10 protein-coding genes are annotated in these 13548 nt (G+C 62.1%); 6 read left to right on the plus strand and 4 right to left on the minus strand.

Annotated elements, in window-relative coordinates; genetic code table 11:
• Positions 1-136: 136 nt before the first annotated feature.
• From ACK3CV_RS23530 to ACK3CV_RS23545, 4 genes are all read left to right on the plus strand, one after another.
• On the plus strand, positions 137-2470 hold the full coding sequence (locus ACK3CV_RS23530; protein ID WP_164040090.1) for a Tex family protein: 2334 nt from the start codon (positions 137-139) through the stop codon (positions 2468-2470).
• Between the two features lie 609 nt (positions 2471-3079).
• The gene (gene feoA / locus ACK3CV_RS23535) at positions 3080-3304 is read left to right on the plus strand and encodes a ferrous iron transporter A (RefSeq protein WP_025304553.1); all 225 of its coding nucleotides are present in this window, start codon (positions 3080-3082) and stop codon (positions 3302-3304) included.
• A 72-nt stretch (positions 3305-3376) separates the two neighbouring features.
• Positions 3377-5692 (plus strand): Fe(2+) transporter permease subunit FeoB, encoded by a 2316-nt coding sequence (feoB, locus tag ACK3CV_RS23540; RefSeq protein WP_164040087.1) that lies wholly within the window; start codon positions 3377-3379, stop codon positions 5690-5692.
• Entirely contained in the window at positions 5692-5931 is a 240-nt protein-coding gene (locus tag ACK3CV_RS23545; protein ID WP_033636318.1) for a FeoC-like transcriptional regulator, read from the plus strand. The genes feoB and ACK3CV_RS23545 overlap by 1 nt, the downstream gene beginning before the upstream one ends.
• Positions 5932-5974: 43 nt before the next feature.
• Here the strand turns inward: ACK3CV_RS23545 and ACK3CV_RS23550 are convergent, their stop codons facing one another.
• A complete protein-coding gene (locus ACK3CV_RS23550) occupies positions 5975-6259 on the minus strand; it encodes a YdgH/BhsA/McbA-like domain containing protein (protein WP_004930765.1) in 285 nt (94 codons plus the stop codon).
• A gap of 270 nt (positions 6260-6529) precedes the next feature.
• Positions 6530-7300, minus strand: a complete 771-nt coding sequence (gene bioH, locus ACK3CV_RS23555) for a pimeloyl-ACP methyl ester esterase BioH (RefSeq protein WP_033655249.1) — start codon at positions 7298-7300, stop codon at positions 6530-6532.
• Between the two features lie 40 nt (positions 7301-7340).
• On the opposite strand from bioH, the gene gntX reads away from it, so the two are divergent.
• Positions 7341-8024, plus strand: a complete 684-nt coding sequence (gntX, locus tag ACK3CV_RS23560; RefSeq protein ID WP_164040085.1) for a DNA utilization protein GntX — start codon at positions 7341-7343, stop codon at positions 8022-8024.
• A 58-nt stretch (positions 8025-8082) separates the two neighbouring features.
• Positions 8083-8658, plus strand: a complete 576-nt coding sequence (gene nfuA, locus ACK3CV_RS23565; RefSeq protein WP_004930777.1) for a Fe-S biogenesis protein NfuA — start codon at positions 8083-8085, stop codon at positions 8656-8658.
• Between the two features lie 70 nt (positions 8659-8728).
• On the opposite strand, the gene malQ is transcribed toward nfuA, so the two are convergent.
• Positions 8729-10819 carry a 4-alpha-glucanotransferase gene (gene malQ / locus ACK3CV_RS23570; protein ID WP_164040084.1) on the minus strand — a complete coding sequence of 697 codons (2091 nt, stop codon included), beginning with the start codon at positions 10817-10819 and terminating at the stop codon, positions 8729-8731.
• Positions 10820-10828: 9 nt separating this feature from the next.
• The gene (gene malP, locus ACK3CV_RS23575; protein WP_164040082.1) at positions 10829-13234 is read right to left on the minus strand and encodes a maltodextrin phosphorylase; all 2406 of its coding nucleotides are present in this window, start codon (positions 13232-13234) and stop codon (positions 10829-10831) included.
• Positions 13235-13548 lie beyond the last annotated feature (314 nt).

Raw genomic sequence — 13548 nt, forward strand, 5'->3', positions numbered from 1 at the left:
GCCGCCAACGCCGCCGCCTGCGCAGTTCTCCACGCGGCGGCCGCGCGGCGGCGGCCCGCTCCACTGGCATTTTCCCCGATCAATCCGTATAACTGTCCCCTGTTTATTCACCGTTCTCAATACAGATACCAGACCTATGAATGACCCACTGAGCCGCATTATTGCAACAGAACTGCAGGCCCGGCCGGAGCAAGTCGACTCCGCCATCCGTCTGCTGGATGAAGGTAATACCGTGCCCTTTATTGCACGCTATCGTAAGGAAGTCACCGGGGGCCTGGACGACACCCAACTGCGCCAGCTGGAAACCCGCCTGGGTTATCTGCGTGAACTGGAAGATCGTCGTCAGACCATCCTGAAGTCGATCGATGAACAGGGCAAACTGACCGAACAACTGGCGGGGGCGATCAACGCCACGCTGAGCAAGACCGAACTCGAAGACCTCTACCTGCCGTACAAACCGAAGCGCCGCACCCGCGGCCAGATCGCCATCGAGGCCGGTCTGGAACCGCTGGCGGACGCGCTGTGGCAGGATCCGCAACAGCAGCCGGAACAGCTGGCTGAACGCTACGTCGACGCCGACAAGGGCGTGGCGGACGTCAAAGCCGCCCTCGACGGCGCGCGCTATATCCTGATGGAGCGCTTCGCCGAAGATGCCTCGCTGCTGGCCAAGGTGCGCGACTACCTGTGGAAAAACGCCCATCTGGTGTCCAAAGTGGTCGAGGGCAAGGAAGAAGAAGGCGCCAAGTTCCGCGACTATTTCGATCACCACGAACCGATTTCTCAGGTGCCTTCGCACCGCGCGCTGGCGATGTTCCGCGGCCGCAACGAAGGCGTGCTGCAGCTGGCGCTGAACGCCGATCCGCAGTTTGAGGAAGCGCCGCGCGAAAGCCAGGCGGAGCTGATCATCATCAATCACCTCAACCTGCGCCTGAACAACGCCCCGGCCGACGCCTGGCGCAAGGCGGTGGTCAACTGGACCTGGCGCATCAAGGTGTTGCTGCACCTGGAAACCGAGCTGATGGGCACGGTGCGCGAGCGCGCGGAAGATGAAGCGATCAACGTTTTCGCCCGCAACATGCATGATCTGCTGATGGCCGCGCCGGCCGGCATGCGCGCCACCATGGGCCTCGATCCGGGCCTGCGCACCGGGGTGAAAGTCGCCGTGGTCGACGCGACCGGCAAGCTGGTCGCCACCGACACCGTCTACCCGCACACCGGGCAAGCGGCCAAAGCCGCCGCCATCGTCGCGGCGCTGTGCATCAAACACAACGTGGAGCTGGTGGCCATCGGCAACGGCACCGCTTCGCGTGAAACCGAGCGTTTCTATCTCGACCTGCAAAAGCAGTTCGGCGAGGTCCGGGCGCAGAAAGTGATCGTCAGCGAAGCGGGCGCGTCGGTGTATTCCGCGTCAGAACTGGCGGCGCAGGAGTTCCCGGATCTCGACGTGTCGCTGCGCGGCGCGGTGTCCATCGCCCGTCGTCTGCAGGATCCGCTGGCGGAGCTGGTGAAAATCGACCCGAAATCCATCGGCGTCGGCCAGTATCAGCACGACGTCAGCCAGAGCCAGCTGGCGAAGAAGCTGGACTCGGTGGTGGAAGACTGCGTGAACGCCGTCGGCGTCGATCTGAACACCGCGTCGGTGCCGTTGCTGACCCGCGTGGCCGGCCTGACGCGCATGATGGCGCAGAACATCGTCAACTGGCGCGACGAGAACGGCCGCTTCAGCAACCGTGAGCAACTGCTGAAAGTCAGCCGCCTGGGGCCGAAGGCCTTCGAACAGTGCGCCGGCTTCCTGCGCATCAACCACGGCGACAACCCGCTGGATGCTTCTACCGTTCACCCTGAAGCCTACCCGGTGGTGCAGCGCATCCTGGCCGCCACCGAGCAGGCGCTGCAGGACCTGATGGGCAACGCCTCGGCGGTGCGCAGCCTGAAAGCGGTCGACTTCACCGACGACAAGTTCGGCGTGCCGACGGTCACCGACATCCTGAAAGAGCTGGAGAAGCCGGGCCGCGATCCACGTCCGGAGTTCAAAACCGCCACCTTCGCCGAAGGCGTGGAAACCCTCAACGATCTGCAGGTGGGCATGATCCTGGAAGGCTCGGTGACCAATGTCACCAACTTCGGCGCCTTCGTGGATATCGGCGTGCATCAGGATGGCCTGGTGCACATCTCCTCGCTGGCGGACAAGTTCGTTGAAGATCCGCACACCGTGGTGAAGGCCGGCGACATCGTCAAAGTGAAGGTGATGGAAGTCGATCTGCAGCGTAAACGCATCGCGCTGAGCATGCGCCTGGATGAGCAGCCGGGCGAATGTTCACCGCGCCGCGGCGGCAACGCGCCTGCACAGACGCGCGACCACGCCAACCGTTCGGCGGGCGGCAACAAGGCCAAACCGCGCAACGCGGCACCGGCCGGCAACAGCGCCATGGGCGACGCGCTGGCGGCGGCATTCGGCAAGAAACGCTAAGTCAGATCCAACAGGGGGCGGAGCCTGCTCCGCCCCCTTCTGATGAATAAAACTTGCGGCATTTCTTGACCCGCCTCAATAAACCGTCATCTTTTTATTTCCCACGCCTGCGTGACCACCCTCCCATTATTCAGGCAACAACAATCCCTTCTGCAGCCATTTATTAACAACTTCGTTAACACGCATTTTTCATCTCGCGAATTGTGAGAGAAACACAAATGGTTACCGCTCGCATTACGGCGGAATAATGTTATCGAATTGCCTTTCGGTGGGAATAAATAAAGGGAAAAAACCATCTATATTTGCAAACAAGAAAACTCGGCTACAAATACGTAACTGATTTAACTCGCCATTCTCATTTGTTCCCCAGCGCAACCGGTGGTAAAACGTCGTTAATCAAGACAACGCCATCAAAAACTGTCGACGCCATAATAATTGGTTACAATACCCTTACTTTTTGTATTGAACGCGATAATGATAATTACTATTATTTGCGCTCACTTTATTGCATGACCTTATGGATGAATACCGCCGACGGCGTGGCATTTTCGCCGGCAACGTCCAATTATCATCAGCCCGATGCTCATCGGCACCCGAAAGGTTAATCACATGCAGCTCCAACCTAAACGCACGTATAAGATTGTCGGCTTTTCCGGTGAAATTGCGCCGGCCTACCGCCAGAAACTGTTATCGCTCGGCATGCTGCCCGGCTCTTCGTTCGACGTAGTGCGCGTCGCACCGCTGGGCGATCCGATAGAAATTAAAACTCGCCGCGTCAGCCTGGTGCTGCGCAGGAAGGATCTGGCGCTGCTGCAGCTCGACGGCCAGCCCTGAGCCGACGCGCTCTCCGTTTGCCGACGCGCCTTTGCGCCGGCGCTGTTCTCCTTGAAGACGACACGCTGAACTATGAAAAAACTCACCATCGGCTTAATCGGTAACCCGAACTCCGGCAAAACCACGCTGTTCAACCAGCTGACCGGCGCACGCCAACGGGTCGGCAACTGGGCGGGCGTGACGGTCGAACGCAAAGAAGGCCATTTCACCACCCCGCAGTCCGACGTGCGGCTGGTCGATTTGCCCGGCACCTACTCCCTGACCACCATTTCAGAGCAAACCTCGCTCGACGAGCAGATCGCCTGCCACTACATTTTGAGCGGCGACGCCGATCTGCTGATCAACGTGGTCGACGCCTCCAACCTGGAGCGCAACCTCTACCTGACGCTGCAGCTGCTGGAGCTGGGCATTCCCTGCATCGTGGCGCTGAACATGCTCGACATCGCCAAAAGTCAGCATATCGATATCGACGTCGCCGCGCTGTCGGCGCGCCTCGGCTGCCCGGTAGTGCCGATGATCTCCACCCGCGCCGACGGCATCGGCGTGCTGAAACAGATGATCGACAATCATCACATCAACGAACAGCAGGCGCTGGTGAACTACCCACCGCTGTTGCTGAAAGCGGTCGCCACGCTGAGCGACGCCATGCCGCAAACGCTGCCGGCGGTGCAGCGCCGCTGGCTGGCATTGCAAATGCTGGAAGGCGACATCTACAGCCACCGGCTGGCCGGTCCCGCCGTCGCGCTGTTGCCTGCGGCTGCCCAGGCGTTGCAACAGCAGCAGCAGGAAGATCCGGCGCTGGTGATCGCCGACGCGCGCTACCAGTCCATCGCCGCCCTGTGCGATGAGGTCAGCAACTCGCAGCAGGCGATGCCCAACCGTCTGACCGAGCTGCTGGATAAAGTGATCCTCAACCGCTGGCTGGGCGTGCCGATCTTCCTGCTGGTGATGTACCTGATGTTCCTGCTGGCGATCAACATCGGCGGTGCGCTGCAGCCGATCTTCGATATCGGCTCGGCGGCGATCTTCATTCAGGGCATTCAGTGGCTCGGCTACACCCTGCACTTCCCCGACTGGCTGACCGTTTTCCTGGCGCAGGGCGTCGGCGGCGGCATCAATACCGTGCTGCCGCTGGTGCCGCAGATCGGCATGATGTACCTGTTTCTGTCGTTCCTGGAGGATTCCGGCTACATGGCGCGCGCGGCGTTCGTGATGGATCGCCTGATGCAGGCGCTCGGGCTGCCGGGCAAATCCTTCGTGCCGCTGATCGTCGGCTTCGGCTGCAATGTGCCGTCCATCATGGGCGCCCGGACGCTGGACGCCCAGCGCGAGCGCCTGATCACCATCATGATGGCGCCGTTCATGTCCTGCGGCGCCCGTCTGGCGATCTTCGCGGTGTTCGCCGCCGCCTTCTTCGGCCAGGACGGCGCCGGGGTGGTGTTCTCGCTGTACATGCTCGGCATTGCGGTGGCGATCCTTACCGGCCTGGTGCTCAAATACACCCTCATGCGCGGCGAAGCCTCGCCGTTCGTGATGGAGCTACCGGTCTACCATGTGCCGCACCTGAAAAGCCTGCTGCTGCAAACCTGGCAGCGGCTGAAAGGCTTCGTGCTGCGCGCCGGCAAGGTGATCGTGGTGGCCAGCATATTCATCGGCGGCCTGAACAGCTTCTCGTTCAGCGGCAAGACGGTCGACAACATCAACGACTCCGCGCTGGCCTCGGTTTCCAGGGTGCTGACGCCGCTGCTGCAGCCGATGGGCGTCCACAGCGATAACTGGCAGGCCACCGTCGGGCTGGTGACCGGTGCGATGGCGAAAGAAGTGGTGGTCGGCACGCTGAATACGCTGTACACCGCCGAGCGCATCAACAAAGAAGCGTTCGACGCCGCCAACTTCAACCTGCTCGATGAACTGGGCGGCGCGCTGAACGAAACCTGGGACGGCCTGAAAAATACCTTCAGCCTGAGCGTGCTCTCCAACCCGATCGAAGCCAGCAAGGGCGACGGCGAGATGGGCGTCGGCTCGATGGGCGTGATGAGCAGCAAATTCGGCTCCGGCATCTCCGCCTACAGCTATCTGATCTTCGTGCTGCTGTATGTGCCTTGCGTCTCGGTGATGGGCGCCATCGCCCGTGAATCGAGCCGCGGCTGGATGACCTTCTCTATTCTGTGGGGGCTGAACGTGGCCTACTCGCTGGCGACGCTGTTCTATCAGGCGGCCACCTTCAATCAACACCCGCAGTACAGCCTGACGGCGATCCTGGCGGTGGTGCTGGTGAATCTGCTGGTGCTGTTCGGCCTGCGCCGGGCGCGCAGCCGCGTCACGGTGCGCCTGGGCAACGCCACGCCGGCGGCCTGTTGCCAGAGCGCCAAAGGGAGCTGTCACTGATGGCCGGGCTGCTGCAGGTGCGCGATGCGCTGGCGCTGCGCGGCAGCGCCCAGGCGCAGCAGCTCAGCCACTCGCTGGCGACGCCGCTGCCGCTGGTGCAGGCGATGCTGGATCGATTGACGGCGATGGGAAAAGTGGAACGCATCGAACAGGATGACGGCGCCTGTCTGAGCGGCAGTTGCAAAAGCTGCCCGCAGGGGCAGGGGTGCAGCACGGTGTTCTACCGGCTGAAGGCCTGACGATCAGGGGCGCCATGACGGGCGCCCCTTTGCCGTTCAAGGCTTATTGCTTGTCTTTGTAAACTTCGGCGATGGCGCTGAATTTACCGTGTTCGCGGCCTGCCAGGATCACGTAGTATTGACCGCCCTTTTCGTCAGCCAGTTTGGACAGCTCTTCCTTGGCATCCATCGGTGACGTGGTTTCCGCCGTCGTGGTGACGGTGCCGATCTTCTCGTATTTACCCGGGTTCTTATCCAGATCTTCCTTGGTCAGCAGGGTTGCCGCCATGGAGCCGAAAGACACCGAACCCAGCACTGCCGCTGCAATAATCATCTTCAATGATTTCATGACACTAACCTCTCAATGGATAATTTATCTGTTATGAAAGCCGTCAAGAATCCATGCGTAGTACCGCAGGCTGCCGCGACATCCTCAGGCCTCGTTGCTTTCCCTGACGGGGCCTGTTTCCCAGAGACGAAACGCCAAAATGAAAAGCGCCGCACGCGGTCTTTTCATTTTGCAGCCAACGCATTGACTCACTAAGTATCGAACAGCTTTGTCTTTTATCCACCCGGCGGCGTTTTTTTTAGCGCCCTATCGTGCGATTTCCCACCGGATTCAATGTGCTGCAATAAACGCTTCGATCATCGTCACAAATTCATCGGGATGAGAGATAAACGGCGCATGGGCGGCTTTGGCCACGATCTGCGACGCAGAATGCGGCCAGGCGGCATCGAGCAGCTCGGCGACCTTGCGCGGCACCAGCCCGTCCAGATAGCCGTAGATCCGCAGCAGCGGCAGATTCAACGCCGCCAGCGGCACGCGCAGATCGGCGGTGCGCAGGATCTCCAGCCCGCCGTTCAACACCTCGACGCTCGGGGTCGGTTGGCTGAGCACCACCGCTTTCAGCTGGCGCGCATCCTGACGCGCGCTCTCGGTGCCCAGCGTCTGCAGCGCCAGAAAACGCTCGACGGTGCGCTGGAAATCCAGACTCAGCTGATGCTGGAAACCGCTCAGCACGTCCGGGCGGATCCCCGGCCACTCATCGCGGGCGGCAAAGCACGGCGAGGAGGCTACGGTGATCAGCCCCTTGACCCGCTCGGGCTGCATCAGCGCCGCCTGGCTGGCCACCAGTCCGCCGAGCGACCAGCCTAGCCACCAGGCCTGCGGCGGGGCGGCCGCCAGCACGATTTCCGTCATCTGCGCCAGCGACAACGCGCCGAACCCCTGGCTGCGGCCATAACCCGGCAGATCGACCAGGTGCAGGCGAAAATGCGGCGCCAGTCGCGCCTGAATGCAACTCCACACTTCGGCGTTCAAGCCCCAGCCGTGCAGCAGCACAAGATCGCGTTCGCCCTCACCTATTGTTTGCCAGTACAGCGCTGTCATTGGTTATTGTCCTTTCATGCTTATCCGTCTCGGAGGCTCTATGCTATCAATCCGCAGCCGCTGTTGGCTATGCCGACAGCCGTTGAGTCTGATGCGTCATGGCATCTGCAGCTGCTGCCTGCGCCATCTGCCGGCCCACCCGCCGTGTTGCCCGTGCTGCGGATTGCCCGCCGGGGAAACGCAAATGCCCTGCGGCCGCTGCCTGCAACGGCCGCCGCCCTGGCAGCGGCTGGTGTTCGTCGGCGACTACGTTGCGCCCCTCAGCCAATTGGTAAAAAGGTTCAAGTTTCACCGCGCGCCCGAGCTGGCGCCGACGTTGGCACGCCTGATGCTGTTGCGGTGGCAGCAGGCGCGCAGAGAGCAGCATCTGAACAGACCCGACCTGATTTTAGCGGTACCCTTGCATACATCACGCTGCTGGCGCCGTGGTTATAACCAGAGCGATCTGCTGGCCCGGCCGCTGGCGCGCTGGCTGGGCTGCGCCTATCAGCCCGCCGCTTTGCGCCGGGTGCGCAAGACAGCCCTGCAACAGCGGCTGAGCGCCGGAGCGCGCAGGCGCAATTTGCAGCGCGCTTTCATCTGCACGGTGCCGGTCGCCGGCCGGCATATCGCCCTGGTGGATGACGTGGTGACCACCGGCAGCACCGTCGCGGAGATCGCGGCGCTGTTGCGGCGGCAAGGCGCCGCCTCGGTGCAGATATGGTGCGTTTGCCGCACGTTGTAGTGCCACGGCAATGGGCGTATTATAACCGACTATAGAAGTCAACTATTGAGCTAATGCTATGATCCGTATAACAGATGCTGCACAGGAACACTTTGCCAAACTGCTGGCAAATCAAGAAGAAGGCACCCAAATCCGCGTATTCGTGATCAACCCGGGCACGCCGACGGCCGAATGCGGTGTCTCTTATTGCCCGCCGGACGCGGTAGAAGCGACGGATACCGAACTGAAGTTCGACAAACTGTCCGCCTATGTCGATGAGCTGAGCGCGCCGTATCTGGAAGACGCCGAAATCGACTTCGTGACCGACCAGCTGGGTTCTCAGCTGACGCTGAAAGCGCCAAACGCCAAGATGCGCAAGGTCGATGACGACGCGCCGCTGATGGAGCGCGTGGAATACGTGCTGCAGTCGCAGATCAACCCACAGCTGGCGGGCCACGGCGGCCGCGTGACGCTGATGGAGATCACCGACGACAACATGGCGATCCTGCAGTTCGGCGGCGGCTGTAACGGTTGTTCGATGGTCGACGTCACGCTGAAAGAAGGCATCGAGAAAGAGCTGCTGCAGAAATTCCCGGAGCTGAAAGGCGTGCGCGATTTGACCGAGCACCAGCGCGGCGAGCACTCCTATTACTGATCCCCGGCGCTCGCGCCGCGGTGGATAACACAATGCCGGAAGGGGGAAACCCGTTCCGGCATTGTCGTTTTCAGCCCACCGACACCTTGCGCCGCCGTTTGTCCAAATCCTTCAGCAACCGGTTTATCCGCGGATCGGCGAACATCTCCTCCAGCGTTTCGGTCAGCTTGCGCCGCCAGTTAGGGTATTGATCGCTGGTGCCGGGAATATTGACCGGATCGGCCATGTCCAGCCAGTCTTCCGGCTGCAGGCCGAGCAGGGCGCTGGCGCTGTCGGCGACATAACGCTGCAGGCCGCGGTTGAGCAGCGGGCTCATGCCGAGCAGCGCCGCCTTCTTGCCCACCTTCTGCGGCACGCAACCATAGCGATGCAACCCGTCCAGCAGCCCCTGCTTGGCGCGTTCCCGATCGGCGAACAGCGCCCGCAGGATCTCCGCATCCGGGTAAAGGCCCAGCCGGTTGCCGAGCGTGAGATCGTCGCTTTGCCAGTAGCCGCGCAGCGTCGGTAGATCGTGGGTGGTGATGGTCGCCATCGCCTGCACCGGATAGGCCTGCGGCGCGCGGAAATGGTGTTCGCCGTCGCTTTCGAAATACAGCACTTTGTAGGAATAGACGCCGCTGTCGCGCAGCTTGCCGACGATCTCCACCGGCACCGTGCCGAGATCCTCGCCGATCACCATGCAGCGGTGGCGCTGGCTTTCCAGCGCCAGCACCGCCAGCAGATCGTCCACCGGGTATTTGACGTAGGCGCCGCGATCGGCGGTTTCGCCATACGGGATCCACCACAGCCGCAGCAGCGCCATGACGTGATCGATGCGCAGCGCGCCGCAGCTGGTCATGTTGGCGCGCAAAAGATCGATGAACGGCTGATAACCGCGCGCCGCCATCACGTGCGGATCCATCGGCGGCAACCCCCAGTTTTGCCCCAGCGGCCCCAGGATGTCCGGCGGCGCGCCGACCGACGCTTTCAGGCAGTACAGTTCGCGGTCACACCAGGTTTCCGCCCCGCCTTCCGCCACCCCGACCGCCAGATCGCGATACAGGCCAATCGGCATCTGCTGCTGCCGGCTCTGTTCGAAACACTGCGCGAACTGCGTGGCCGCCAGCCACTGCAGCCACAGGTAAAAGCGGACCGCGTCCTGATGCTCATCGCAGAACTGCCGCACCGCTTCGCTCTGCCCACGCCGATAGCGCTCGGGCCAGGCCGGCCAGCCCCACTGGCTGGCATCCGTGGCCGCCAGATGGGCGTGCAGAGCGTCGAACGCCGCCTGCTGATACAGGCTTTCGCCGCCCTCAGTCACGAACCGTTCGAACGCCTGACGCTGCGCGTCGTTCGGCTTGCGCGCCTGAAACAGCGGGAACGCCAGCTTCAGCCCCGCCAGCTTCAGCTGCATCACGGCGGTGTAATCCACCCACTCCGCGGCGCGCGCCTTGGCCAGCTGCTTCTGCGTCGCCGGCTTCTGCCACCAGCGCTGAGCCGCGTCGCTGCGCTGGAAATCCTCCACCGCGTTGACGTCGATATACGCCAGATTCAGCCAGCGGCGCGACGAGGGGCTGTAGGGGCTGGCGCTCTCCGGGTTGGCCGGATACAGCGCATGGATCGGATTGAGGCCGACGAAAGCGCCGCCGCGTTCCCCCACCTGCTCCACCATCAGGCGCAGATCGCCGAAATCGCCGATGCCCCAGTTGCGATCGGAACGCAGCGTATACAGCTGAACGCAGGCGCCCCACAGCTTCTTGCCGGTCAGCAAGGCGTTCGGCTCGAAGCAGCGCCTCGGCGCGACGATCACTCGGCATGACCACTGCCGCGCGCCCTGGCTCAGCGTCAATTGGTGGTAGCCCGCCGGCAGATCGCCCGGCAGCGTCAGGGTCTTGCGCGCGCCGACGCGCCCCTGCAGGCATTCGCCGTCTTCACGCTGCAGCGCCCACAGGTACTCGCCTTCGCCCGCCGGGGTCAACGCCAACGGTGCGCCCTGATAGAACACCTTGACCGCCGGTAACGGCGACGCCGCCCCTTCCTGCGCGGCTTCGGCCCGATTCATGGCCGCCAGCAGCTTGCGCTTGGTCTCCGGTTCAATCGCCTGCCGCTTGCCGTGGGCATTGATGAAATCGGCGGCGATCCCCGCCTGTGCCGCCGCCTGATCGATACGCTTGCGATCCATTCGTTCTCCTTAACGTTTGGCTTGCCAGATGCGCTGCTGGTAATCGCGGATCGAACGATCCGAGCTGAACATGCCGACGCGCGCGGTGTTAAGGATAGTCCGCCGCGTCCATTCGTCCCGATCGCGGTACAGTTCATCGACCCGGCTTTGCGCCTGGCAATACGAGGCGAAGTCCGCCAACACCAGATAGGGATCGCCGCCCTCCAGCAGGCTGTGCAGCATCATGTCGAACGCGTGCTTGTCGCCGTGGCTGAACGCGCCGCTCGCCAGCTCATCCAAAATCGCCTTCAGGTGCTTGTCTTTCTTGCGGTAGCTGAGCGGATCGTAGCCCTTCGCCAGTATCGCCTTCACCTGCTCCACGGTATTGCCGAAGATAAAGATATTGTCTTCGCCCACCTGCTCGGCGATTTCGACGTTGGCGCCGTCCAGCGTGCCGACCGTCAGCGCGCCGTTCAGCGCCAGCTTCATATTGCCGGTGCCGGAGGCCTCTTTGCCAGCGGTGGAGATCTGCTCGGAGATATCCGCCGCCGGGATCATCAGTTCGGCCACCGACACGCGGTAGTCGGGAATGAACGCCACTTTCAGGCGATCTTTCACCAGCGGATCGTTATTGATCTTCTCGGCCGCCTGGTTGATCGCGTAGATGATGTTCTTCGCCAGGTAGTAGCCCGGCGCCGCCTTGGCGCCGAACAGGAAGACGCGCGGCACGATGTCCAGATTCGGGTTTTCGCGCAGCTGGCGATACAGCGACAGGATGTGCAGCAGGTTCAGGTGCTGGCGTTTGTACTCGTGCAGACGCTTGATCTGCACATCGAAAATCGCGTCCGGGTCGAGCGTCAACCCCATCACGCCGTGCACGTAATGGGCCAGCGCCACCTTGTTGTCGCGTTTGATCTGCTGATAACGCTGGCGGAACGCCGCGTCGTCGGCGAATTTTTCCAGCCCGCGCAACGCGTCGAGATCGTTCGCCCATTCCACCTTCAGCGTCTCATCGATCAGGCCCGACAGCGCCGGGTTGCACTGTTTCAGCCAGCGGCGCGGCGTGATGCCGTTGGTGACGTTATGGAATTTGTTCGGCCACAGCTGGTGATATTCCGGGAACAGATCCTTCACCACCAGATCCGAGTGCAGCTGCGCCACGCCGTTGACCGCAAAGCCGCTGACCACGCACAGGTTGGCCATGCGCACCTGCTTGTTGTGGTGAACCGCCAGTTTGGCCCACACCGCCTCGTCGCCCGGCCACTGCTTATCCACCAGCTTTTTGAACCTGGCGTTGATCTGTTTGATGATGGAGAAATGGCGCGGCAGCAGGCTGCGCACCAGTTTTTCATCCCAGCACTCCAGCGCTTCCGGCATCAGGGTGTGGTTGGTATAGGCGAAAGTGTTGCTGGTGATCGCCCAGGCCGCCTCCCACTCCAGCTGGTGTTCGTCCAGCAGAATGCGCAGCATTTCCGGAATGGCGATGGTCGGGTGGGTGTCGTTCAACTGGATCACTTCGTACTTCGGCAGCTCTTCAATCTTGCGGCCGGCCTGATGGTGCTTGCGCAAAATGTCCGCCACCGAGCAGGCACACTGGAAATACTGCTGCATCAGGCGCAGGCGCTTGCCGGCCTGATGGTTGTCGTTCGGGTAGAGCACCTTGGTCAGCTTGTCGGCTTCTACGCCCTGCTTCTCCGCCTGCAGGAATTTGCCGTCGTTGAAATCGCTCAGGTTGAACGGATGCTGATGGGTCGCCTGCCACAGGCGCAGCGGCTGCGCCACGCCGTTGCGATACCCCAGTACCGGCAGATCCCAGGCTTCGCCGCGCAGGGTGAAGGCCGGGCGCCACAGTTCGCGGCCGTCGGCCTGCTTTTCCAGCTTGCCGCCGATGCCCACGTCCACCGCCAGTGCGGCGTTGTGGCGGAACCACGGGTAGCTCTCGCGCTGCCAGTTATCCGGCGCCTCTTGCTGCTGCCCATCCTGGAACGACTGGCGGAACAGCCCGTACTGGTAGTTCAGCCCATAGCCGGTGGCCGGTTGCTCCACCGTCGCCATCGAGTCAAGGAAACAGGCCGCCAAGCGCCCCAGCCCGCCGTTGCCCAGCGCCGGATCGGTTTCCTGCTCCAGCAGATCCGCCAGCTTGACGTTCTGCTCCGCCAGCGCCTGCTCGACGGTGTCGTACCAGCCCAGGTTGATCAGGTTGTTCGCCGTCAGCCGGCCGATCAGAAACTCCATCGAGATGTAGTTCACGTGGCGCAGCGGTTTGGCGCTTTTGCGCGGCGCCGGCTGTGCGGCCAGCTGCTCGGCCAGCGCCGCACTGACGGCTTCCCACCATTGATGTTGCGTCATCTGCTGTGCGGAACTGAGGCCGAACCGTTGCCACTGACGGGCAAGCGCCGCCAGAAAAGCATCCTTCTTGAGCGTAGGCTGTGACATAAGGAAAACTCTCTATCCAGTAAGTGGGTCAAATTGCCGCTATCGTGCCGGTGAGAAAGCCTGACGGCATCATCCCGCCTGGGGATTAGCTGGGGAGGAGGATTGGGGCGTAGCTGGAATTGTGATCTCAGGCACTGTTTGACTCCCTTGCAACGATGCAAAAAAGCCCGCCAACGCGTGCGGCGAGCACTGAGAACGTTAGCCATGACGTTAGCACAAGTATTCGCACTGCTGAAGTTTTGTGCATGGCCGGAAATGCGATCTGCAACCGCAACGCCGCGCGCCGACGCCAAACGTAAAAAAGTGTGATCGAT

This window comes from Serratia sp. TSO36 (assembly GCF_057808395.1).